The 24581-nt window shown below is 60.3% G+C and carries 18 protein-coding genes; 8 read left to right on the top strand and 10 right to left on the bottom strand.

The window, feature by feature from the left end:
• Positions 1-88 precede the first annotated feature (88 nt).
• Both AC13E3_RS11025 and AC13E3_RS11030 read left to right on the top strand, forming a co-directional pair.
• The gene (locus tag AC13E3_RS11025) at positions 89-1189 is read left to right on the top strand and encodes a GGDEF domain-containing protein (protein WP_008176916.1); all 1101 of its coding nucleotides are present in this window, start codon (positions 89-91) and stop codon (positions 1187-1189) included.
• A 48-nt stretch (positions 1190-1237) separates the two neighbouring features.
• A complete protein-coding gene (locus tag AC13E3_RS11030) occupies positions 1238-2023 on the top strand; it encodes a class II glutamine amidotransferase (RefSeq protein WP_273070948.1) in 786 nt (261 codons plus the stop codon).
• Positions 2024-2155: 132 nt separating this feature from the next.
• Here AC13E3_RS11030 and AC13E3_RS11035 read toward each other — a convergent pair whose 3' ends face one another.
• Positions 2156-3061 carry a metal-dependent hydrolase gene (locus AC13E3_RS11035; protein WP_273018478.1) on the bottom strand — a complete coding sequence of 302 codons (906 nt, stop codon included), beginning with the start codon at positions 3059-3061 and terminating at the stop codon, positions 2156-2158.
• 225 nt (positions 3062-3286) lie between these two features.
• Between AC13E3_RS11035 and AC13E3_RS11040 the strand changes: the two genes are divergently transcribed.
• Both AC13E3_RS11040 and AC13E3_RS11045 read left to right on the top strand, forming a co-directional pair.
• The gene (locus AC13E3_RS11040) at positions 3287-4393 is read left to right on the top strand and encodes a helix-turn-helix domain-containing protein (protein ID WP_053113558.1); all 1107 of its coding nucleotides are present in this window, start codon (positions 3287-3289) and stop codon (positions 4391-4393) included.
• A 366-nt stretch (positions 4394-4759) separates the two neighbouring features.
• Positions 4760-5167, top strand: a complete 408-nt coding sequence (locus AC13E3_RS11045) for an NINE protein (RefSeq protein ID WP_176443079.1) — start codon at positions 4760-4762, stop codon at positions 5165-5167.
• Positions 5168-5177: 10 nt separating this feature from the next.
• Here the strand turns inward: AC13E3_RS11045 and AC13E3_RS11050 are convergent, their stop codons facing one another.
• Positions 5178-6545 (bottom strand): WS/DGAT/MGAT family O-acyltransferase, encoded by a 1368-nt coding sequence (locus AC13E3_RS11050; RefSeq protein WP_053113562.1) that lies wholly within the window; start codon positions 6543-6545, stop codon positions 5178-5180.
• Positions 6546-6745: 200 nt separating this feature from the next.
• Here AC13E3_RS11050 and AC13E3_RS11055 point away from each other — a divergent pair, with 200 nt between their 5' ends.
• Positions 6746-7810, top strand: a complete 1065-nt coding sequence (locus tag AC13E3_RS11055; RefSeq protein ID WP_053113564.1) for an efflux RND transporter periplasmic adaptor subunit — start codon at positions 6746-6748, stop codon at positions 7808-7810.
• A complete protein-coding gene (locus AC13E3_RS11060) occupies positions 7810-10986 on the top strand; it encodes an efflux RND transporter permease subunit (RefSeq protein WP_482902051.1) in 3177 nt (1058 codons plus the stop codon). Before AC13E3_RS11055 ends, AC13E3_RS11060 begins: the two co-directional genes overlap by 1 nt.
• A 135-nt stretch (positions 10987-11121) precedes the next feature.
• On the opposite strand, the gene nirD is transcribed toward AC13E3_RS11060, so the two are convergent.
• The 3 genes from nirD to AC13E3_RS11075 form a co-directional block, all read right to left on the bottom strand.
• The gene (nirD, locus tag AC13E3_RS11065; protein ID WP_008176927.1) at positions 11122-11490 is read right to left on the bottom strand and encodes a nitrite reductase small subunit NirD; all 369 of its coding nucleotides are present in this window, start codon (positions 11488-11490) and stop codon (positions 11122-11124) included.
• Positions 11491-11676: 186 nt separating this feature from the next.
• Positions 11677-14184, bottom strand: coding sequence for a nitrite reductase large subunit NirB (nirB, locus tag AC13E3_RS11070; protein WP_339621702.1), 2508 nt, complete (start codon positions 14182-14184; stop codon positions 11677-11679).
• Positions 14185-14209: 25 nt separating this feature from the next.
• Positions 14210-15442, bottom strand: a complete 1233-nt coding sequence (locus AC13E3_RS11075; RefSeq protein ID WP_273084165.1) for an NAD(P)/FAD-dependent oxidoreductase — start codon at positions 15440-15442, stop codon at positions 14210-14212.
• Between the two features lie 384 nt (positions 15443-15826).
• Between AC13E3_RS11075 and AC13E3_RS11080 the strand changes: the two genes are divergently transcribed.
• A complete protein-coding gene (locus AC13E3_RS11080; RefSeq protein ID WP_286803759.1) occupies positions 15827-17122 on the top strand; it encodes a nitrate- and nitrite sensing domain-containing protein in 1296 nt (431 codons plus the stop codon).
• A 10-nt stretch (positions 17123-17132) separates the two neighbouring features.
• Here AC13E3_RS11080 and AC13E3_RS11085 read toward each other — a convergent pair whose 3' ends face one another.
• From AC13E3_RS11085 to AC13E3_RS11100, 4 genes are all read right to left on the bottom strand, one after another.
• On the bottom strand, positions 17133-17999 hold the full coding sequence (locus AC13E3_RS11085; RefSeq protein ID WP_339621696.1) for an ABC transporter ATP-binding protein: 867 nt from the start codon (positions 17997-17999) through the stop codon (positions 17133-17135).
• Between the two features lie 153 nt (positions 18000-18152).
• On the bottom strand, positions 18153-19160 hold the full coding sequence (locus tag AC13E3_RS11090; protein ID WP_286803757.1) for an ABC transporter permease: 1008 nt from the start codon (positions 19158-19160) through the stop codon (positions 18153-18155).
• A 27-nt stretch (positions 19161-19187) separates the two neighbouring features.
• Complete coding sequence (locus AC13E3_RS11095; RefSeq protein ID WP_008176939.1) at positions 19188-20570, bottom strand: CmpA/NrtA family ABC transporter substrate-binding protein; 1383 nt, start codon at positions 20568-20570, stop codon at positions 19188-19190.
• A 223-nt stretch (positions 20571-20793) separates the two neighbouring features.
• The gene (locus tag AC13E3_RS11100; protein WP_139043687.1) at positions 20794-20976 is read right to left on the bottom strand and encodes a hypothetical protein; all 183 of its coding nucleotides are present in this window, start codon (positions 20974-20976) and stop codon (positions 20794-20796) included.
• A 95-nt stretch (positions 20977-21071) separates the two neighbouring features.
• Here AC13E3_RS11100 and AC13E3_RS11105 point away from each other — a divergent pair, with 95 nt between their 5' ends.
• On the top strand, positions 21072-23717 hold the full coding sequence (locus tag AC13E3_RS11105; RefSeq protein ID WP_405417890.1) for a nitrate reductase: 2646 nt from the start codon (positions 21072-21074) through the stop codon (positions 23715-23717).
• On the opposite strand, the gene AC13E3_RS11110 is transcribed toward AC13E3_RS11105, so the two are convergent.
• Complete coding sequence (locus AC13E3_RS11110; RefSeq protein ID WP_050898367.1) at positions 23701-24366, bottom strand: hypothetical protein; 666 nt, start codon at positions 24364-24366, stop codon at positions 23701-23703. The genes AC13E3_RS11105 and AC13E3_RS11110 overlap by 17 nt on opposite strands.
• Positions 24367-24581 lie beyond the last annotated feature (215 nt).

Below are 24581 nucleotides of genomic sequence, written 5' to 3' on the forward strand. Positions count from 1 at the left end.
GCGGCGGGCCTGAAGCTTGGGCTCGCTGTACGTTTTACAAACAGTTTTTCGGGGCTATACTCGGAAGCTGATCCAAGGAAGAGTCAGCATGAATACGCCTCACCATTCTGACCTGGGGGCCACTCTGGAACAGAGCCGCTCGGGTCTGCGCGACAGCCATCGCCGCTCACTGATGCGGCTGCTTTTTCTGATCACCGGCTCGGCTCTGGTGATTTTTGCTTGCCTGCAGTTTCTCAATGGCTACCCATGGGTGGCGGTTGCTGAGCTGTTTGCCAGCACTTTGCTTTTTTTCGGCGTCTGGCGCCTGAAATCCACTCCTCATCTGCAGCAGTGGGTCTATGCCTATCTGGTGCCTTTGTTCGCGTTCTTCCTGGTGATCATGCTGTTACCGGAAGCCTCGGTGTCCGCTTTCGTCTGGGTGCTGATGATGCCGGTTCTCGCCTACCTGTTGCTTGGCAAGAAAGAAGGCATGATTCTCAGCGCACCCTTTATGCTCGTCGGGGGCGTTATCTATTACATTCACCTTGGCCAGGTCGGCAGCCCCCACGCGATGATCGATCTGCTCAACATGGTGTTGTGCGGTGCACTGATGCTGGCCTTCATTCACCTGTATGAGGTGCGCCGCGAAGAGTCCGAGCAGCGCCTGGTGGACATGGCCCAGACTGACGCACTGACCGGCCTCGCCAATCGCAGCAACTTCCAGGGTACGTTGAATCGCACCATTGCCGAGTGCGATCGCAGTGGAGCCGGTTTTGCGCTGGTGGTGATGGATATTGACCACTTCAAGGTCGTTAACGACACTCTGGGCCATGAGGCCGGAGACTTTGTTCTGAAAAACATCAGCCGATGCATGACCGAACGGCTGAGGAGCACCGATTTTGTCGGCCGCCTGGGTGGCGAGGAGTTCGGCCTGATTCTGAGAGATGTGAAGCCGGCGGATGCCTTTGTCCTGATGGACGAGCTGCGCCAGCGGATATCTGACCTTGAACTGCCCTACGGGGAAGCCCGCATCCGGGTGACTGCCTCCTTCGGGATAGCCCAGTGGCCAGACCATGGTCGCGAGGCCGAAAGCCTGTTCCGGGTTGCCGATCGGTGGCTCTACAGTGGCAAGCGAGCGGGGCGTAACTGTGTGGTCGGCGCCGGCCACAATCCCCGCCAGCTTGAGATTCTCACTGTCGAAGCGAGTTGATTACGTTATTCTTGTGGCAGACATCCTCCGGCAAGAATGACGTAACCCATGTGCGAATTACTGGCCATGAGCGCCAACACCCCCACTGACCTGTGTTTCAGCTTTACCGGCCTGACCCGTCGGGGTGGACAGACCGGCCCGCACAAGGACGGCTGGGGCGTCGCCTTTTACGAAGGCAAAGGCGTACGGGCCTTCCACGACGCCGATGCCAGCGCCAATTCCCGAATCGCCGCAGTGGTCCAGACTCATCCAATAAAAAGCGAAGTGGCCATCTGCCACATTCGCCAGGCCAACGTCGGCGACACCTGCCTGGCCAACACCCATCCCTTCATGCGCGAACTCTGGGGTCGCTACTGGGTGTTCGCCCACAACGGCCAGCTCTCCGGTTTCCGTTCGAATCCCGGCTTCTACGAGCCGGTCGGAACCACCGACAGCGAGGCGCTGTTCTGCGATATTCTTAACCACCTTCGAACGCACTGCGATCGCAATACCGGAACCGATGAAATCATCGACCGCCTGGTCCGGTTGTCCGTCGCCTACGCCAGCCAGGGCGTTTTCAACCTCCTACTGAGTAACGGTGATTGGCTGTTCACTTACTGCACCACCAAAATGGCCAGCATCACCCGGAGAGCCCCGTTTGGTCCTGCACGTCTGAAAGACGCCGATGTAACGGTGGATTTCGAATCGGAAACGACGCCCAATGACATCGTCAGCGTGATCGTTACTGAACCTCTGACCACAGATGAAAAGTGGGATGTTTACCAGCCAGGTGAATGGCGGCTTTGGCGGAAGGGAGAAGTCATTCGATCCGGAGTCGCTGAGCCGAATGCCTGACCCGGAAGTGGGGAATCGGGCGGGGAGGTCTTTCTTCCGGGAAAAGGCAACTCGCTACGCTCAGACATCATTTTCCCTGCACAAAGACCTCCCCACCCGCTTCCCTTCAGGGTTGGGAGTTGCTTCCGTGGTTTACTGAAGCGTCCTGCGATTACCTTTCTTGTACTGTGGTGCGATGTGCGCCTGAATCTCCTCTTTGAAACGGGCAATCAGATCGCTATTGTCGTGGTCCCAGGGGTGAAAACCCGGTTTGAAGTACTCAAGCCATGTGGGAATCAGACTTGAGAAGGTGCCGTTTACGCCCCAGAGGCGCCAGAGACCCGTAGCCGTGTCTACAAGAGAGAAGTTCTTGCGGTCGTTGAGCATCATCCGGCTGGTGAAATAGGTGCTCATCACGCCCAGTGCGGCGGTGCTGAACATAAGATAAAACGCACGCTCTGCATAAGTGCCGCCAGCTGCCTGGAAAACGTCGTAGGCAACCGCCTTGTGCTCGGTTTCTTCAATGGCGTGCCAGACCCACAGCGGGCGCATGGATTCATCCATGTCCTGGCGCACATCGTCACGCTCCAGCAGCATGTCGGCCATCATGGCGGTGAGGTGCTCGAGGGCACAGGTGATGGCCAGCTGGTGACGCTTGGGCAGCTTCTTGGCAATCCCCAGAACCACTTCCAGGTGTTTTTCCAGCTCTTCCACCGGCATGCCCTGGTCACGAACGTGCTGGTTCATGGCGATGTGCTCCAGTGAGTGCATGGCCTCCTGGCCGATGAACCCGCGTATCTCCTCTTTCAGTTTGGGATCGGAGATCTGGTCCCGGAACGCTCTTACCGAATCCACGAAGAACTGCTCGCCCTGCGGAAACAGGACCGAGAGCGCATTCATGATGTGGCTGATGGTGTAGCTGTTATCGACCCAGTAACGGGGAACCTGCTCACCGAACTCAAAGCCCATGCGCTGGGCTGTGATGGTGACGTTATCGGGTGTGTTGGAGGCTCTGGTAACCGGAGCCGTCTTCTTTTCTGTGGTTTTAGTGCTCAGCATCTGCGTACTCCTCACTCTGGCTGATGTCATGGCTCCAGTGTGGGGCAGTCAATGTCTGGCAGGAATGCGCAAAGGGGACGGTGGTCGATCAGGATGGGACACGGGCTGGAAATTGATTGGCCATGCTGACGGCGATCCGGGTGTGCCGGGCCCCACTGTTCCGGCGGGAGGCATCTGATAGAGTCAGTTGAAGTGCTTCAGCCACCTCAATCATAAGGAATGCCAATGAGCGCAAGCGGTCCGGACAAAGAACGGCAGATGCTGGGATTGTTCCTGGTGCCGGGCGCTTACCTGCGGGTTCTGGCCGAGACAGTGCGCCAGCTGGGCTATAACGACCGGTTACTCTATGAAGGCCTGGAGTTCAGCCCGGACGATCTCAAGTCCAACGACAGTCGGGTGTTTGTCACCGATGCCATCATCATGGCCAAACGGGCCGTGAACCTGGCCGGCCAGGACGGTCTCAGCTTCACGCTGGCCAGGGAGTTGCGGCTGACAATCCACGGCACCCTGGGCTTCGCGGCCCTCACCAGCCCCACCTTCGCCGATGCCCTGGATTCTGTGCGCCGATACCTGCATCTGCGGGTGCCGTTTCTCAGTATGAGCCAGTCCGAAGCGGGGGATCAGGTACTGGTAAAACTCTGCACCGAATTCGAAGTGCCCGGCCTCTACCCGTTTCTGGCCGAGACCGTCAGCGCCACCCTGATTCTGCTGACCGAACAGCTCCTGGACCGCGAGGACGCCGCCAAACACGGCTTTGCCCTGGAAGACGGCAAACTGCCGGGTGTCACCGTTCGCCTGAGCGCTCCGGAGCCGCCCTGGTACCAGCGGTTTGCCGACCAGCTTCCGGTTCGGTTCGAGTACGGCCAGGCCGACGAAATGATGGTGTTCCCCCGGGAGCTTCTCGATGTGCGTATGCGCCTGGCCGATGCGGAAGCCTCCCGAATGGCCCGGGACCAATGCGAATTCGAGCTGCAGAAGGCGCTGAAGGAACAGGGCGATATCGTCCTGGCGATCCGCAACATGCTCCGAATGATGCCCGGGCCGTTGCCGTCACTGGAAGCCATGGCCGAACGCTTCTGCGTCTCGTCGCGCACCCTGAAACGCCGGCTGGCGGACCGGGATACCAGCTATCGGGAAATTGTCGAATCGGTGCTGAAAGACCGGGCGATCCAGCTGCTCCGGTATACCAACCAATCGGTCAGCGAGATTGCCTACGAGCTGGGCTATGCCGACCTTTCCAACTTCAGCCGCGCCTTCCGGAAGTGGACCGGCAAGTCGGCCAGCGAGTTTCGCGAGGGTGGTCCGGATCCTGCCCCAGAGGTTGGGCCCTGATTTTTTGGGCCTCTTGGTTTGGAGCGTGGTCGCAGGGTGGGGCATAAATTTTTCGGGTAAAAAGCAACTCGCTTCGCTCAGACATCTTTTTCCCCGAAAAATTTATGCCCCACCCCACGCCCTGCTGACAGCTGAGAATGCCGTCAGAAGAGTTATTGCTCGTTCTTAATTTGTTTTTCTAATCCTATGCCACAATGGTTCGACGGACGGGGGGAAGGAATATTTTCCCGACAGGAAAAAGATGTCTGAGCGAAGCGAGTTGTTTTTCCCGAGGGAAAATATTCCTTCCCCCCGGCCAGCCCCCAGCACATGCAGGCTGGGTCTATAGTGTAAATCGGCTACGAATCCAGAAGGATGAGAACGGATATGACAGAACGCCCAGACACCCACAGCAAACTGATCGGCTACCTGCTCTGGATCTTCGGATTCCTGGGCTCACACCGGTTTTACTACGGCAAACCCGTTACCGGCACCATCTGGTTCTTTACCCTGGGGCTGCTGTTCATCGGCTGGATCATCGACCTGTTCCTGATCCCGGCCATGGACCGGGAGGCGGATCTTCGGTTCCGGGAAGGTGAGGTCAGCTACAACATAAGCTGGATCCTGCTGACCTTCCTGGGGGTGTTCGGGATTCATCGGATGTACATGGGCAAGTGGATTACCGGCATCATCTACCTGTTTACCGGCGGCCTGTTCCTGATCGGCGTGCTGTATGACTTCTGGACCCTGAACAACCAGATTTCCATCCGGAACGAAGAACGCCGGTTCGGTTGATCGGTTTTGCCTAAAGGCCGGCGGCGGTTTCCAGTTCGACCAGGGCCTCTTCCAGATAGTCGAGCATCCGCTGCAGGCTGGGTAGCGTGCGGCGGCAGCCGATAAGGCCGAATTCCACCTGGTCGCCGTAGCTGGTCAGGGTCATGTTCAGGGCCAGGCGATCCATGGCGATGGAGACCGGGTACATGCCGTCCATCGTGGCGCCGTTCCAGTAGCAAGTCTCTCGCGGGCCGGGAACGTTGGAAATCACCACGTTCAAGGTCTGCCATTTCGGTGCCATGCCGGTGAGCAGATTGAACGCCGCCGGCGCCAGGGTCAGGGCGGTGTAGTTGATGATTTCTTCCGCAGACATGTCGGCGTAGCGGTCCTTGGCGGCTTTCACGTCCTCATGGATCTGCATCAGTCGTGTCACCGGGCTGGTGACATCGGTGTGCAGTGAGGCGAGGATAACGCCGACCTGGTTGCCGCCGGAGCTGTCATCCTTGCGCAGGGACACCGGCACCATGGCGATCAGCGGCTTTTCCGGCAGGGCGTCCTGGTTCATCAGGTAGCTGCGCAGCGCGGTGGCGCACATGGCCATCACCACATCATTCACCGTGGTTCCGTAGATTTTACACACTGCCTTTATCCGGCTGAGGTCATAGGACTGTGCGGCGAAGCGTCGGGAGCCGGTGATCTTCTGGTTAAGAATGCTGCGGGGCGCGTGGAATATGGAGGAGTACGCGGGGTCTTTGCGGGCGTTATTGATGGTTCGCAGCAGTTCCCGGGCGACGGTGGGCACGGTACCCAGTTGCTTCCCGGATTCACCCAGCAGGTGGCCAATGCTTCGCCATAGCGAGGGGCCGCCATCATCCTTCTCACGCTCCGGGCGTGGTGGCATGGCCCAGATCGGCGGCATGTCCCGCTCGCCGGTGTCCTGGCAGAGCATCTGGGTGACCATCCGCATTGCGGATACACCATCCACCAGGGCATGGTGCACCTTGATATACACCGCAAACTGCCGTTCCCCCAGGCCTTCAATCAGATGAAACTCCCACAGCGGACGTTCCCGGTCCATCAGGTGGGAATGTTCCGCCGAGACAAACGACAAGAGTTCCCTGACCCGCCCGGGTGTCGGCAGTGCCTCGAAGCGGAAGTGGTGTTCCAGGTCCAGGTGCTCGTCTTCCACCCAGACCGGCTGGCCGAAACGGTAATCCAGACGCTGATTAAACGGCGGAGTCACCTTCGTGTACTGCCTGAGCCGGTCGGCCAGCTGTGCGACGTAATCATCCGGTGCGTCGTCGGGAAAAGAGAACAGCTGAAGACCGCCCACGTGCATGGGCTGCTGCCGCTTTTCCAGCCAGAGAAAAAGCTGATCCGTAGGGCTAAGAGGTTTCACAGGGCGTCCTTGTTGTCGGTGTTGTGACAATAGTAGCGCAGATAGCTGGCAACGTGATTGACCACGGTTCGCATTCTCCGCACCGGCCAGGTCAAACGCGGGCCAAGGTCTGGACGGGGTTTTTCTTCGTAAGCCATGAACTAAGGTTAGTAATTGCATCCATCGAAATGAATCTTGGAGAAAAGGACGTGGCTACCCCCATGAAGAGCCTGCAGGGTGTTGTTCTGTTTTTGTGCAGCCTGTTTCCGGTGCTCACCGCTGCCCAGGACCTGCCTGGTGTTCAGCTGGAAACCGTCTCTTCAGAAGATATCGTTCAGGAAGTGACCCTGAATGGTACGGTGAATGCCCTTCGGGTATCTGGCATGTCGGCGGCGGTTGCGGGCCTGCTGGACGAGGTTCGGGTGGAAACCGGTGATCGTGTTGACCGGGGCGATGTGTTGGTCGAGCTGGATGACGAATTGGTTACCTGGGAGTTGGCCGCGGCAAGAGCCGAGGCAGAAGAGGCCCGCAGTCGCCTGGAGGAAGCCCGGCGTCGCCTGCGTGAGGCCAGATCCGTCGGCGCAGGCCGCAATATCGCGGCCACCGAAGTCAGTGCACGGGAAAGTGAAGTGGCCGCCAGCGAAGCGACCCTGGCTCGCCTGGAAGCCGCCCGCCGCCAGGTGGAAGTCCGGGCCGGGCGCCACCGCGTGACCGCGCCCTTCGACGGTGTGGTCAGCCAGCGCTCCCGGGATCTCGGGGAATGGGTTACCCCCGGTGACCAGCTGCTGACTCTGGTGGATACCGACAACCTTCGTCTGGATTTCCAGGTACCCCAGTCCTTCTACAAACGCATCGACGACAACAGCCGGCTGCTGGTGCAGGATGACCAGGCACTGAGCAGCGCCACCATCGATGTTCTGGTACCGGTCAACGATCCCCAGTCCAGAACCTTTCTCCTCCGCGCCATCAAGCCCGAATCCGTGAAGCTGCTCCCGGGGATGTCGGTACAGGCGGTACTGCGGGTCACTACCGGTGAACGTGGCCTGACGGTTTCCCGCGATGCCATCAACCGGTATCCCGAAGGACGAACCACCGTGTGGATCGCCGAACCGGGGGATGAAGACACCTGGACCGTGAGCGAAAAGCGGGTGCGCCTTGGCACCGGCTTCGAGGGCCGGGTAGAGGTCACTAGTGGTCTTGAAGCGGACCAGCAGGTGGTGGTCCGTGGCAACGAGTCCCTGAGCGAGGGCATCAGCGTTCGCATTGCCGAACGGGAGAGCCGCTGATGTTTGCCGGCATTATCCGCCACGGCACTCTGGTCACCGTTATTGCCCTGATTGTCGCGATCCTTGGGGCTGCTGCAGCACTGCGGATTCCGGTCCAGATGATTCCGGATCTGGAGGTGCGGACGGTCACGGTGGAAACCAGCTGGCCAGGCGCCACGCCCCAGGACATCGAGAAAGACATCCTGATCGAGCAGGAACGGTTCCTGCGCAATGTTCCGAACCTGAGCCGGATGACCTCCACCGCCTCCAGTGGCGCAGCGGAGATTGAGCTGGAATTTCCGTTCGGGGTGGATATCACCGAGACCCTGATCCAGATCAATAATGCCCTGAGCCAGGTGCCGGATTATCCGAGGAACGTCGATGAGCCGCGCATAGTTGCGGCGTCGTTCTCCTCCAACGCATTCATGTATTTTCGCATCGCCACCCTCGAAGGCAATCCCCGTGAGCTGGACATCGAGCTGATGCGCGATTTTATCGAGGACCGCGTGCGGCCCAGGATGGAGAGCGTGCCGGGGGTTTCCGAGGTGACCGTCGGCGGCGGTGCCGACCGGCAAATGCAGGTTATCGTGGACGAAGCCGCCCTGGCCCAGCGTGGCCTGAGCTTGCTCGATCTGCGTGATGCCATTGTCAGCCGCAACCAGGACATTTCCGGTGGCGAGATTGATTCCGGCAAGCGCCGGTACCTGCTGCGCACGGTGGGTCGCTTTGATGATGTTGAATCCCTGGAGCAACTGGTGGTGCGCCGACAGGGTGACAGCGTGGTGCGCCTGGGCGAGGTTGCCCAGGTGCAGCAGGGTCACTCACGGATTAGGGAACTGTCCGTCGTCAATGGCCAGCGGGTGATCGGCCTGCAGGTGCGTCGGGAGAGCGGATCCAACGTTATCGATATCAAGCACGCCATGATGGACGAAGTCGCCGCCATCAACCGCGAAGTGCTGGAACCTGCGGGCATGACCCTGGGCCTGACCGCAGACGATGCCCGGTACGTGGAAGCCTCGGTTGCCAATGTCTGGACCAATCTGGGTATCGGTGCCGCCTTCGCAACCCTGGTGATGTTCCTGTTTCTGAGGTCCGGCCGGGCCACGTTTGCCGGGGTGGTGGGCATACCGCTGTGTGCCATAGCCGCGTTTATCGGGCTGCTGATCACCGGCCGCACCATCAACGTGATCTCTCTGGCCGGTATCGCCTTTGCCATCGGCATGACGGTGGACAACAGCATCGTGGTGCTTGAGAACATCGAGCGACACCGGCGTTTGGGGCTGGACCGTTTCGAATCGGCCCTCAAGGGCGTGCGTGAAGTCTGGCCGGCGGTGCTGGCGTCCACCACCACAACCATCCTGGTGTTCCTGCCGATCCTGTTTATCGAGGAAGAGGCGGGCCAGCTGTATTCCGACGTGGCCATTGCCATCTCTGCTGCCATTCTCGCCTCCATGTTGGTGGCAATCACCATCATACCCACCCTCTGTGCCCGGCTGGATTTCGGCCGCCGGGGCGTGACCACCGATGAATACGGCAACGAAACCTCGGGTCGCTGGAGCGGGGCCGCCATGGGGGCGGTGCGATGGCTGGTGAATGGCACGGTGCGCCGGCTTCTGGTGATGGCAGCCACCGTCGGCTTCAGCCTGTGGGTGATTTTTGTGCTGACCCCACCCGCCGAATACCTGCCGGAAGGCGAGGAGCCCAAGACCTTTGCCGCCATGTCGGCGCCGCCGGGTTACAACCTGCAGGAGATGGAAGCCATTGCCCGCCAGGTGGAAGACTACTTCCTGCCCCACGTGAACGCGGACGGCCAGGCCTACGCCGCGGGCGAAACCAGCGTGCCGCCCATGGCCTATCTCAACATGCAGGTAACGCCCACCAGGATCCGGATCATCGCCGAGACCCTGAATCCAAGGCACATCGAAGCCCTGATGGACGAGATCACCCGGTTCTATGAACAGTTCCCGGGCATGCGCGCCTTCGCGGCCAAGGGCTCCATCATTTCCAGCAACGACGGCGGCACCCGCAGCATCAACCTGGACATCTCCGGCCCGGACCTGGTGTCGGTCTACAGCGCCGCCAATGCCGCTTACCAGCGGGCCGAGGAGATCTTCGACAACCCCCGCATCCAGAGCCAGCCCTCCACGCTGTCCCTGGCGCAACCGCTGATCCAGATTATGCCCGACTGGGATCGCGCGGCTGAACTGGGTCTGGGAGCAGAAAGCATTGGCTTCACCGTAGCCTCTCTAACCGAGGGCAGCTACGTCGACGATTTCTTCCTGGACGACGAAAAGATCGATATCTACGTCTACGGCAGCGAGGGTCGCAACCCGTCACTGGACAGCCTGCCGGATGTCATGGTGCACACCCCCCAGGGTGCTACCCTGCCGCTCTCCAGCCTGGCTACCATCGAGGAAACCGTCGATACCAGCACGGTCCGCCGGGTGGACGGTCGCCGCACGGTGACTCTGAACGTGATTCCCCCGGACGATGTGCCGCTCGAAGCCGGCGTTGAGAGGGTACGCACGGAACTGTTGCAGTTCATGCGGGACAGCGGCGCATTGCCCGCGAATGTGAACGTGGATATTTCCGGCGCCAGCGATCAGCTTAATGCCACACGGGAGGCTCTGACCGGCAATTTCATCATTGCCATTGCCATTGCCATTGCCATTGTCTACCTGCTGCTGGTGGCCATCTTCGCGCACTGGGGATTCCCGCTGCTGATCATGACCGCAATACCGCTTGGCGTGGCCGGTGGCATTGTGGGCCTGGCCCTGATGAACCTGGTCGGTGGCCTGCTGCCCATGATCGGCCTCCAGCCTCTGCGACAACCCTTCGACATGATTACCATGCTGGGCTTCCTGATCCTGATGGGAACCGTGGTGAACAACCCCATCCTGGTGGTGGACCAGGCCCGGCAGAACCTGCGCCAGAAAGGCGTTACCGTAGTACAGGCCGTCACCGCCGCCGTCCAGACCCGCCTGCGCCCGATTGCCATGACCACCCTGACCACCATCTGCGGCCTCTCGCCCCTGGTGTTCCTGCCCGGCGAAGGCACCGAGCTCTATCGCGGCGTGGGCGCTATCGTTCTGTTTGGCCTGCTGGGGGCAGCGATCGTAACCGTGACTTTTCTGCCGTCACTGACCATCTTTGTTCTTGGCTGGCGGGAGCGTTGGCGTCGCTCCAGAGAGGTTTAGCCTCGGAGTATCGCCGTCACGCGCCATGGGAAGTCTTTCTTCCGGGGAAAAGCAACTCGCTTCGCTCAGACATCTTTTCCCCTGCACAAAGACTTCCCATACCACGCGCCGGCTTTCGCCGGCATTGTTAAGGGCCTAGGCCGCGATGGATTCTCGCTGGTTGGCCCGTACTTCCAAGCGGATCTGGTTGCCGTCCAGCAGGACAGGGTAGGTTTTGACCCGCACGGTATCGTCTTCCAGACAGACACCCGTAAGCAGACTGAAATGTTGCTTGTACAACGGCGACGCCACCACCGGCTCCCCTTTCAGATCCCCGGTAATCCCCCGGGCCAGCACATTGGCGCCGCTGAACGGGTCCGTATGGCTGATGGCAAACAACGCCGGCAGCCGATGCGGCAGATAAAACACCGCCACCGGACCTTCTTCGGTCCATACCGCGATGCCAGATTCCGGCACCAGGTCGTCTACGGTGCAAACGGCTTCCCAACGAGTGCGTGGTTTCATTGTGTTTCTCCTATTCCTTGTGCGTTTATTTCAACTGTGCGTTACAAGCGATACCACGGAAGCTTGGTGAGCGAGGTGGTATGGGGGTGCTTTTCTGTCGGGAAAAAGATGTCTGAGCGAAGCGAGTTGTTTTTCCCAGAAGAAAAGCACCCCCATGGCGCCTTGCTCTTCACCAGAACCTAAAGGCTACGCAGACTCCAAAACAGGCCGACGCTGCCCCCGCTCAACCGTCCACTCCTGAACCGGATCGCACTGCGAAGGCGCATTAACAAACTCCCGGAACCGCTTCCGCTTCTCCGGATCCTCGACGGCCGTCTTCCACTCGCACTGGTAGGTCCCAACAATCCCCTCCATGTGCTCCTCCAGCTCAGCGCCGATCCCCAGACTGTCCTCAAGAACCACCTGCTTCAGGTACTCCAGGCCGCCCTCCAGATTTTCCATCCAGACACTGGTGCGCTGCAGCCGGTCGGCCGTGCGCACATAGAACATCACCACCCGGTCAATGGTCCGGATCAGCTCCTCGTCAGACAGATCCGTGGCAAACAGATCGGCGTGGCGGGGCCGCATGCCACCGTTGCCGCAGACATACAGGTTCCAGCCGTTCTCCGTGGCAATCACACCAAAGTCCTTGCTCTGGGCTTCCGCGCATTCCCGGGTACAGCCCGAGACCGCCATCTTCACCTTGTGGGGCGCCCGCAGGCCTTTGTAGCGGTCCTCCAGGCGAATCGCCATGCCCACGCTGTCCTGAACGCCGTAGCGACACCAGGTATTGCCAACGCAGGACTTCACGGTACGCAGTGACTTGCCATAGGCATGGCCGGTCTCGAACCCGGCGGCAATCAGTTTTTCCCAGATCTCTGGCAACTGGCTCAGGGTGGCACCGAACAGGTCCACGCGCTGGCCACCGGTGATCTTGGTGTACAGATCGTATTGCTTCGCCACCTCACCCAGCACAATCAACTTGTCCGGGGTGATCTCGCCGCCGGGAATGCGCGGCACAATCGAGTAAGTGCCGTTCTTCTGCATGTTGGCCATGAAGGTGTCGTTGGTGTCCTGAAGCGGCACGTGGTCGGTGGCCAGGATGTGCTCGTTCCAGCAGGTGGCCAGAATCGAGGCCACGGCCGGTTTGCAGATGTCGCAGCCGTGGCCCTTGCCGTGCTGACTGATCAGGGTGCGGAAGGTGCGGATGCCGTTCACCTTCACCAGGTGGAACAACTCCTGGCGACTGTACGGGAAGTGCTCGCACAGATCCTTGCTGACCTCCACGCCGCGTTTTTCCAGCTCACTGTCCACCACGTTCTTGAGCAGGGCGGTGCAGCCGCCGCAGCCCGTGCTGGCCTTGGTTTCGGCCTTGACGCTGCCAAGGTCCGAGCAACCGGCATCAATGGCGCCGCAAATATCGCCCTTGGTCACGTTGTGGCAGGAGCAGATCGAGGCGGTTTCCGGAAGGGCATCCGGGCCCAGGGCCGGCGCGCCGCCCTGGCTCTCCGGCAGGATCAGGGTTTCCGGATTCTCCGGCAGGGTGATGCCATTGAGGGCGTATTGCAGCAGGGTGTCGTAGTGGCTGTTGTCACCCACCAGAATGGCGCCCAGCAGGGTCTTGCCATCCTCGCTGATCACCATGCGCCGATAGTGGCCGGCCTGTTCATCGTTAAAGCGGATGTTGCGAGCGCCCGGGGTCTGGGCATGGGCGTCGCCGATGGAACCCACGTCTACACCCAGCAATTTGAGCTTGGTGCTCATGTCGGCACCGGTGAAAGCAGTGTCTCGATCGCCGTTCAGGGCGGAAGACAATGTGCGGGCCATGGTATAGCCGGGGGCCACCAGGCCGAAAATCTTCTGCTCCCAAAGTGCGCACTCGCCAATGGCGTGCACATGTGGGTCCGAGGTGGTGCAGTGGTTGTCGATCACGATGCCGCCGCGCTCGCCGATCTCCAGGCCGCTGGCCCGGGCCAGGGCGTCCTGGGGCCGAATGCCTGCGGAGAAGACGATCAGGTCTGTCTCGAGGAAGGATTCGTCGCTGAAATTCATGCGCAGACGGGCATCCTCGCCCTCGGTGATCGCTGTGGTGGCCTTCTCGGTGTGCACCTGAACGCCAAGCTCCTCAATCTTGTGGCGCAGCAGGGCGCCGCCATCGGTATCAAGCTGAACCGGCATCAGCCGGGGCGCAAATTCCACAACGTGGGCTTCCAATCCCAGGCTCTTGAGCGCATTGGCAGCTTCAAGGCCCAGCAGGCCACCGCCTACCACCACGCCTGTGCGGGCACCTTCTGAGCTGGCACGAATGGCATCCAGATCATCCAGGGTCCGGTAAACCAGGCAGTGCGGGCGATCATTGCCCTTGATGGGAGGCACAAACGGATAGGAGCCGGTGGCCAGCACCAGTTCGTCGTACCGGTAGCTGCCACGGGGCGTTTCCAGGGTGCGATGTTCCCGGTTGATGCCGGTTACCTGTTCGTTCAGGTGCAGTTGAATCCCCTGCTCGGTGTACCACTCCAGCGTGCCCATGGCGAGATCGGCATGGCTGGAGCCGCCGAAATACTCGGACAGGTGAACCCGGTCATAGGCCAGCTGTTTTTCCTCGCCGAACACGATGATCTCGAAATCGGCAGCGGCCGGGCTGGCGCAGAATTGTTCCAGGAAGTGATGGCCGACCATGCCGTTGCCGACGACTATCAGGGTTTTCTTGCTCATGGGTCTGTCCTCTTTCCGGAGCGGCTCATGCCGCCGCCTCGCAGTAGTTCTTGCCGAATGCAATGAAGTTCCGGTAGCGGGAAATATCGTCCTGCTGCTGAATGCGCTGGCTGTACCAGGGGCCGTCCCGGGTGTCGCCCAGCAGTACGGCGCCGGTCAGGCGCTGATTGCGGATCAGCAGCCGGCAATAGTGGTTCTGTTCGTGGTCCTGCCAGACCACGGATTCGGTGTCCCCGTCGGGGCTGATCTGTCCGCAGGAGAAAATCGGAACGCCGCTGATCTTCAGGCGGGTCGGAGTATCCACTGGCCGATACTCGGCGTCTGGAGTGTTTCCGCTGAGCACGCCTGCAAGCACCTCGGCCTGCTGGTACCCGGGCTCCACCAGTCCGAAGGTGGTGTTTCCCGACTGACAACACTCACCCAGTGCAGAGATTGCCGGGTCGCTGGTGCGTAGCTGCCCGTCCACGAGAATGCCGCGATCGCATTCCAGGCCGGCAGTCCGGGCAAGCTCGGTAGCAGGCGTGATACCGGTGGCGAACAGCACCAGATCCGTGCTGACGAGAGTTTCGTCATCCAGCTGGACGGCCCGGACCATGGAACGCCCGAGCAGGGCTTTGGGAGCCGTTCCGGTGCGAATATTTACGCCCCGCTCTTCCATGTGCTGTTGCAGGAGCTGACCCCCGATGCTGTCCAACTGACGGTTCAGAAGATGGCCGCTGCGGTGCAGCAGGGTGACGGCCATACCACGCTGGCGGAGACCTTCAGCGGCTTCCAGGCCAAGAAAGCCTCCGCCGACGACCACCGCCCGCCGATGGCGGCCAGCAGACTCAATCAGGGTCCTGGTGTCTTCCAGGTCCCGGAAGGTCATGACACCCGGAAGGTCTGCGCCCGGTAGCCCCGGTTTTGCGGGCCTCGATCCGGTGGCCAGCACCAGATGGGTGTAGGGCTGTACCCGACCGGATCCGGTGGTCACCGTCTGATCTTCCCGATTGATGGTGACTACCGGTTCTCCGTTGCAGACTTCAATACCGCTGTTCCGAAACCACTCGTCCTGCTGCAAGGCCAGCGAAGCTTCGTTTGTTTCACCGGCGAGCAGCAGCGAGAGTTGTATCCGGTTGTAGGCAGCGGATGCTTCGCCGTTGAACACGATGATGCGGGTAAACGGTCTGACTCGCCCACGGCAGAGAGCTTCCAGCAGGCGTTGCGAAACCATGCCGTGCCCGCAGATCACCAGTGTCGATTCAGTGTTTCCTGTCATTTCGCTCGAACCCGTACTTTTCGACCAAACAAAAAAAGCCGGAGCATCTATTCCCGAGGGGAAATCGATGGTCCGGCGCCAATGCCAACAACAATGATCTGATGGTCCGGCCTGATCCTTGGCCGGGACGTTCGTCCTTACCAATTGCAAAGCGATCTTCGTGCCAGTTCTGCGAACCTTTAAAAATCAGATGGTTAAAATTTTATAAGGCTGCTATCACCAGTACGAACACTTGAAAACTGCCCCGCGACGGGGCGGATTGCACGGTTTTGGGCCAGATGCGGTGGCGCGGTAATTGCTGCGCACTGGCAAGAGGTTGGTTACGCGAGTGACTGATCTGACCGTGATTGTCGCATTTGAGGCTGTCTGCCTCCGGAGTCTGTTATGAACACCAAACGTGCCGCCGCCTATAAATCGCCATCCGCGGGCGACTACCTGATTGCCTCGAAAAGCTGCGAGTTGATGAACCTCCAGTACTTCTTGCAGATGGGCAAACTGGTCCAGTGCATCAGCAATCTGGTACATGCACTGCAGTGCGAGCGGGGTGCGTCCAACGTGTTTCTTGGTTCTTCCGGCGAAAAGTTTGCCCAGGAGCGAAAACACCTGGTTGCGACGTCGGATCGGCTCCGTGCGGAGTTTGAGCAGGCCCTTGCCGAGATTCACCAGGAACTGACGGCGCATCCTGTCAGTAGCCGCCTGCTTAACCAGCTTGCGAGCGCCCTTCACGGCCTTGAGGGCTTGCCCGAACTGCGACGGTGTGTGGTGGCCCGGAAAGTAACCGCGGCCTCTGCCACCGAGGATTACAGTACCCTGATCCACAACCTGATTGCGGTGGTGTTTGAGGCCGCAGATACCGCGGTTGACCCCACCATAGCGGGGCTTCTGGTGGCCATGGTGCACCTGATGAACGGCAAAGAATTCTGTGGACAGGAGCGGGCTGTCGGTTCGGCGGGGTTTTCCAGTGGCCGGTTTGATCGTGCACTGTCAGAGCGCATGGCGCACCTGATTGAGGCGCAGGAACGCTGTTTCGAGGTGTTTAACAGCTTTGCCGATGAGGGTTCCCTGGACCTGTGGGAAAAACTGCGCGAAAACCCCCGTGAGTCCGAAATTGAAAAACTTCGCCAGCGGGGCACTGCCATCGGTCGTTATAAAGACCTGGATCCGGCCCTGGCCGATGAATGGTTCAGGCTCATGTCTGAGCGGATGGATGAGCTCAAAAAGATAGAGGATTCCGTGGAGGGCTGTTTTCACGCCCGTTGCACCGAGCGTTTTGCCGATGCCAGAAACTCGCTGGCCCACCAGGAAACCCTGATTACTTCCCTGGATGCCCAGGAACCGGCTTCTCAACCCATGTTGGTGCTGTGCGATTCCGGAAACGAACAACAGGCCGGTGAGTCCTGGGCCAGCGATGGTATTGGTCAGCAGTTTGGCCGCTCCATCTTCGATCTGGTCCAGGAGCAGACCCGGCGCCTGCAACAGATGACCGATGAACTGCAGAGTGCCAGGGAGGCTCTGGAAGACCGCAAAACCCAGGAAAAAGCCGTGCTACTGCTGATGGAGCATCGCAGGATCAGCAACGACGAAGCTCACCGGGTATTAAGGAAACTGGCCATGGACCAGGGCCGGAAGTTGCCCGAGGTAGCCCGGGCCCTGGTGTCCATGGCGGATGTGCTGAAGTAACCGAAACGTATCACGCCCTGGCGGCCCGGGCCTTCGGTTGCTCACCCTCGGAGGCTTCCGGCTTTCCCGAACGACGTGGCGAGATGTGCTCCAGCTTGCGCTGTTTCTCGTACAGGAAGCGCAAGACCTCCTGCCGGTAATGCACGTATTCCGGGTTATCGGCCAGAGTCACCCGGTTGCGCGGCCGGGGCAGGTCAATGTAGAGATCCTCGCCCACGGTGGCCTCGGGCCCGTTGGTCATCATGATGATCCGGTCTGACAGCAACACCGCCTCGTCCACATCGTGGGTGATCATGATAACGGTGTTATTCAACTCCTGCTGAATCTCCATCAGTGAGTCCTGCAGGTGGGCCCGCGTCAGTGCATCCAGTGCGCCAAACGGCTCGTCCATCAGCAGCACACTGGGTTTCATGGCCAGGGCACGGGCAATCCCCACTCGCTGGGCCATACCACCGGAGACCTCACCCGGCCGCTTGTCCGCCGCATGGGCCATATTCACCAGCTCCAGGTTGTGATGAATCCAGTCGCGTCGCTCCTGCTTGCCCATGGATTTTCGAAAAACCTGCTGCACTGCCAGCTCGACATTCTCGTACACCGTCAGCCAGGGCATCAGCGCATGGTTCTGAAACACCACCGCACGCTCCGGCCCCGGCGAATTCACCTCATGGCCATCCAGCACACAGCCGCCCCTGGTCGCCTGAAGCAGGCCAGCCACAATGTTCAGGACGGTGGACTTGCCACAACCGGAGTGGCCAATCAGGGAAACAAACTCGCCCTTCTGTATCTTCAGATTAATGTTGTCCAGGGCCACAAATGGCCCCTTCGGCGTATCAAACGCCATCTCAACACCAGTCAGTTCCAAATGTGTTTTACTCATAGAAGTCACCTCTCAATCATGCGGAGCACCGGGCAGGGGATGCCTCCCGGGACCCTCAAAAACATGGATGTTTTTGCGGAGCGTACAGGGATGTATTCACCGCGTGTCCCGGGAGGCATCCCCTGCCCGGTGCGGCATACTCCAAACCAGGGCTCATTCGTTCCAGGCCGCCCTGCGCTGAATCAACAGCATCACCCGATCCAGCACAAACCCGATAAACCCGATAGCCAGAACCGCCACCATGATCCTGCTCAGGGACTGGCTGCTGCCGTTCTGGAACTCGTCCCAGACAAACTTGCCCAGCCCCGGGCTCTGGGCCAGCATCTCGGCCGCGATCAGCACCATCCAGGCAATGCCCAGCGACACCCGAAGGCCGGTGAAGATCATCGGCACCGAAGAAGGCAAAACCACCTTGCGGACATGGGTCCAGAACGACAGCCGCAGCACCCGGGAGACATTCAGCAGATCCGGATTGACCGCGGCCACACCGACGCTGGTATTGATCAACGTGGGCCAGAGACTGCACAGGGTGACCGTGATCATGGAGGTCAGGAACGACTTCTCGAACATCGGGTCGTCGCTCACGTAGGTTGCTGAGACCACCATAGTCACCAGCGGCAACCAGGCCAGCGGTGACACCGGTTTGAAAACCTGAATCAGCGGGTTGACCGCCGCCTGAAAGTGCCGGTTCAGGCCAACCACGATGCCCAGGGGCACGGCGATAGCGGTCGCCACGATGAATCCGGCCAGGACCGTAACCAGACTGGTCAGGATCTGGTCGGGAAAGGTGGGGGCACCGGGGTAATTCCGAATCCTGACCTCAGCCTCGGGGTTGTCCGCCAGAATCCGGGCGTTCCGCTCTTCCTGCATGGCAATGAACTTGTCGGCCCGCTCGCGCTGGTTGACGTGCTCCTGCCAGAGTTGCCCCGATTGTTCCCAGACCTGTGCCGGGCCCGGGAAGCTGCCCAGTGAGGTATCCACCTGCGGTGCCGCCAGATGCCAGAAACCGACGAATACCAGAATACCTATCAGTGGCAGCAACATCTGGCGCCCGGTGGCGGCGAGCTGGCCGGGTGTCAGCGACTCACCGAGGGACCTGAATCTCTGGCCCAGCCAGCGCGGCGGCTGGGAGGGTTTTTTGGCCGAAGTAATCGTAGTCATGGTTATCAAACCTCCTTGCAAACCCGGTTACGGGGTTTGCGTACCTTTCAGGCCGATCTCGAAACTGTCGATATAGGCGTTGGGTGTTCGGGGGGTGAAGGCGATACCGTCAATCAGCTCGCCCTGTTGCGGGCGCTGAAAGTTCTCGGCATCGAAGTCCGGAAAATCCTTGGCCTTCAGCGTGCCGTCGGCAATCAGTGAACGAGCTGCCTGCTGGTAGATGTCGGCCCGGTAAACCCGGGCTGCGGTTTCCATATACCAGTCGTCCGGCTTGGCCTCGGGTATCTGGCCCCAGCGGCGCATCTGGGTGAGATACCAGATGGCATCGGACGGATACGGGTAGGTGGCGTGATACCGGAAGAAGACATTGAAATCCGGGACTTCGCGAACGTCGCCTTTTTCATACTCGAAGGTGCCGGTCATGGAGTTGGCAATCACCGCCTCATCGGCACCTACATAGCTGGGCCGGGCCAGGATTTTCACGGCCTCGTCCCGGTTGGCATTGTTGTTCTCATCGAGCCAGTGGGCGGCGCGAATCATGGCGCGCAGCAGGCGCAGATGGGTGTTCGGGTAGTCCTCGGCCCACTGACGGGTTACGCCGAAGACCTTTTCCGGGTTATTCGGCCAGATCTCATAGTCAGTAATCACCGGAACGCCGATGCCCATGAACACGGCCTGCTGGTTCCAGGGCTCACCTACGCAGTAGCCCTGGATGGTGCCCGCCTCCATGGTGGCGGGCATCTGCGGCGGCGGAGTTACGGACAGATGCACGTCGGCTTCCAGGGTGCCGCTGGTGTCGCCGCGCTGGGGCGCGTAGTAGCCGGGATTCAGGCCACCGGCCGCCAGCCAGTAGCGAAGCTCGTAATTATGGGTGGACACGGGAAACACCATGCCCATCCGGAACCGTTCGCCCCGATCCCGGGCTGCTTCCACGACCGGCCGCAGCGCGCTGGCGCTAATGGGATGTTCGGGCCTGCCGTCGGCATTGTCGGGGATGTGCTGGCTCATGGTGTCCCAGACATCGTTTGAAACCGTAATGCCATTGCCGTTCAGGTCCATGCTGAAGGCCGTGATGATATCGGCCCGGGTGCCGTAGCCAATGGAGGCGCCGAGAGGCTGGCCGGCGAGCATATGGGCGCCATCCAGTTCTCCGGTAATCACCCGGTCCAGCAGGACCTTCCAGTTCGCTTGCGCTTCCAGTTCAACAAACAGGCCTTCGTCCATAAAGAAGCCCTGTTCCCAGGCAATCGCCAGGGGCGCCATATCGGTCAGCTTGATAAAGCCGAGCTTGAGGTCCGGCTTCTCGGCCGGACCGATCTCCGCGTGAGCCCCCGTGCTGACTGTCCAGACGGTGGCTGTAAGCAGAATTCGAGTGAGCCAGCGGGCGGTTCTTCGTGTGAGCGTGTACATGGATATACCTCATTCTGTGTGGCCCAAACGCAAAAACGCCCGCTCTCCGTTGCCGGAAAGCAGGCGCCTGTGCCTGGGGATCAGTTTTCTGTTGAGTCGTAACGCGCGTCTCTGTTTATAGTCTTGCACGGGCCGTGCCATCTCGGCTGGTCTCAATAAAACAACGAGTTAGGAGAGTTCTTCGAGGAGGCGGCAGGTATGGTGAGCGGGCATTCGTCTGGTTTTAGTGCGTGGTAGGCCAGGTTTGCACCACTTTGATACCGGATTTGATGGTTGGCCCGGAGCCTTGGCGCATTGATGCGGGGCTGAAATCCTCGAGAGCCGCCATAGTCGGTGTCTGGCAGAGCCCGGAGCCGCCCTTGATCGGAATGGCCCTGTTATTGCAGCCGGTAATGCGACTGTTCAAGACAACCTGATTCCATTGGCAAAGAAGCCCGCCCCTGATGCGCCTCCAAGGCATCCGGATTGGCGGGCTTTTTTTATGAAACCCGAGGAGGTGCTGTGACCGGTACCAACAAAAAACCGGCGACGGTTCAAACCACCTGCCCGTATTGCGGTGTGGGTTGTGGAGTGAGCGCAACGCCATCTGCGACCCGCGGGGATGAGGCACATCCGGCGAATCTGGGGCGCCTTTGCGTGAAGGGCTCTGCCTTACACGAAACGCTGACTCCTGATGGACGACTGTTGCGGCCTGTTGTTCACGGTCGTGAAAGTGCCTGGCCGCAGGCAGTGGCGGAAGTGGCCCGACGGATTCGTGAATCAGTGGCGCTTCATGGGCCCCGGTCTGTGGCCTTCTATCTCTCCGGTCAGTTATTGACGGAAGATTATTACGTGGCCAACAAACTCGCCAAGGGGTTTATCCGCACACCCAACGTGGATACCAATTCCCGCCTGTGCATGTCGTCTGCCGTTGCAGCCCATAAAAGGGCCTTTGGCGGGGATCTGGTTCCCGGCTGTTATGAAGACCTGGAGTTGGCCAACCTGTTGGTGCTGGCCGGCAGCAATGCGGCCTGGGCGCATCCGGTGCTCTATCAGAGAATGCAGGCTTCGGCGCGACCCGGTCGCCGGGTCGTAGTGATTGATCCCCGTAAAACCGCGACCAGCGATCTGGCGGATTTGCATCTGGCCATCCGCCCCGGGACCGATACGGTGCTGTTCAATGGCTTACTGGTCTGGCTGGCCGACCAGCAGGCTGTTGATAATGGCTATCTGGAGGACCATTGTGAGGGTTTCGACGCCAGCCTCAGCGCTGCCAGAATCGCGGCACCCTCTTCCGAAGCGGTGTCCAGGATCTGTGAACTGCCGGTAGAAGATGTCATTGCCTTTTACCGATGGTTCGCAGAAGAACAGCGCACGGTGACGGCGTTCTCCCAGGGCATCAACCAGTCCTCAGCCGGCACCGATAAAGGCAACGCCATTATCAACTGCCATCTGGCCACAGGCCGGGTGGGAAAGCCCGGCGCCAGCCCCTTTTCCCTGACCGGCCAACCCAATGCCATGGGTGGCCGGGAAGTGGGTGGGCTGGCCAACACCCTTGCCGCTCATATGGATTACGACAGACCGGATGCCCGGGACCGCGTGGCCCGGTTCTGGGAGACCGAGGCGGTCGCAGATGGACCGGGCATGAAAGCCGTCGACCTGTTCGATGCGGTTGAGCGGGGTGATATCAAGGTGTTGTGGATCATGGCCACCAACCCTGCGGTCAGTTTGCCGGAGACCCATCGTATTCGGCGGGCTCTGGACCTGTGCCCGACTGTCATTGTGTCTGATTGCGTCAGGGACACAGACACCGCTCGCCATGCGGACATCCTGTTGCCGGCGGCAGGTTGGGGTGAGAAAGACGGCACGGTTACCAATTCCGAACGCTGCATTTCCCGTCAGCGGCGCTTTTTGCCGTTGCCCGGAGAGGCCCGGCCCGACTGGTGGATCGTCAGTGCGGTGGCCCGCGCCCTGGGACACCAGGCGGGCTTTGACTATGGGAAGCCCGCGGACATTTTCCGGGAACATGCCCGGTTGTCGGGGTTCGAGAACGCCGGTCAGCGTTTCTTTGATATTTCCGGGCTGGCGGAGTTGAGCAATGAACAATACGAGTTGCTTGAGCCTGTCCAATGGCCGGTTACCGGGGCGGCGTCTGATTCCAGGCGACTGTTCACTGACGGTCGGTTCGCGACCGCCAACGGGCGCGCTCGACTGATGCCAGTTGCCTCTCGATTACCGGCCAGGAATCCGAATGAAGCGTTTCCGTTGATCGTGAATACCGGCCGTATCCGGGACCAGTGGCACACCATGACCCGGACAGCCCGGTCCAGCCGGTTGCTGGCCCATCGCCCCGAGCCGTTCATTGAGGTGCATCCCGAGGATATTCGGGCGCTTTCCCTCACCCCGGGGGCATTGGCAACACTGAAGAGTGCCCATGGGCACTTTGTCGGCCGGGTGCGCAGTGCGCCGGAGCAGCGGCGTGGTGAGGTGTTTGTGCCGATCCACTGGAACGATCAGTTCACCGGGCAGGGTCTGGCTACAGCGCTTACTGACAGCCTGGTAGACCCGATATCCGGGCAACCGGAAGCCAAGCACGGTCGTGCTACCCTCACCCACTGGCCTGCCCGTTGGTATGGACGTTTGCTGGTGCGACGGGATCGTCCAAAACGCTGGAAGGCAGACTACTGGGCCCAACAGGTTCTGCCCGATTGCGATAGCTGGATCGTGGCGGGGCAGTGCAAAATGGATTGGAAAAGTGCTGTGCCAGACTGGCTCGGCGGCCAGCCGCAGCTGGTGATGGAAGATGTCCGCGAAGGCCGCTTCCGGGCGGCGCGGTTGCGCAATGGTCAGTTGGAGGCGGTACTCATGGTGGATCGTGACGCGGCTGCCTTGCCATCCGTGGACTGGCTGGTCAGCTGCTTTAGTCAGCCAGAGCTCGACGAGGCGAGCCGGCGCGGCCTGCTGGCGGCAAAGGCCGTCGATGGGGATGATGCTGGCAACCTGGTTTGCAGCTGCTTCCAGGTTGGGGACCGACAGATTCAGCAGGCAATTGGGCGGGGTGCCAACAGCGTCGATGCCCTCGGCCGTGAGCTCAAGTGTGGCACCAACTGTGGGTCCTGTGTGCCGGAGATACGGAGCCTCCTGGTTGCCTCTACCGAGGTGGTGTAAGCGGGCTTAGCATCTGCACAGGCACTCTGTATCGCACCCCTTTCGAGTGCCCGATGCCGTCCACGGTGCAGGTCTTTCGATTGACCCGAATGATCTGCCCGTGCAGTTCCCGCCGGCCGGCACCAAAACGCACGGTATCGCCCACCTGCCAGTGGGCCATCTGTTGCCTTGTGTCCACAGGCTCGAAGGGCGTATCCGGTAGCGCCAGACCCTGTTCCCTCGCCTCATCTGCCAGGGCCTTACGGGTCGCTTGCGCCGCCCCGTTCTCGTGCAACTCATCCAGAATGGTATAGAAATGGCGGTTGTGCACAGAGCCCCGATATCGCTGGCCGGCACTTTGCTGCAGGAGATGGGCAAACTCGTGGCAGCAGGTGTGTGCCAACAGATTCAGAGTGCTCAGTTCCCCGCCAAAGTACCCCCGTTTCCGGATCTCTCGGCCTGACAGCCAGCCGCTCGCCGTCTCCGGCTGGTGCTTGGCGGCAATCATGCGGGCACCGTAGGTGATCAGGTGTTGCCCGTCTCGAGAATCGTAACGGTGATAGGTGGCCTGGCCGGACCCAACCCGGCAATGCAGGACGCTGCCCGGATTGCGTTCCCGGACCCATTGCTCCGCCGGTTGCCAGAGCCAGTCCCGGGTGACGGCGCACATGAGTTCGCCAAGGCTGATGGCGGTCTGGGTTGGTAGGGGCGTTTTCTGCAAACTTGGGTACCTGGCTACTTCACGGATGCGTAATACCAAACAAGCTTAACGTTCGAATTTACGGTTTGCTATGGTCTGGCTCGGCAATATTATGCGGTGGTACTGATTATCGACCTTGGGAAAGGTCCAGCAAAGCCGACACTTGAATGACCTATGCCATTCAG

This window comes from Marinobacter sp. L-80, assembly GCF_056859395.1.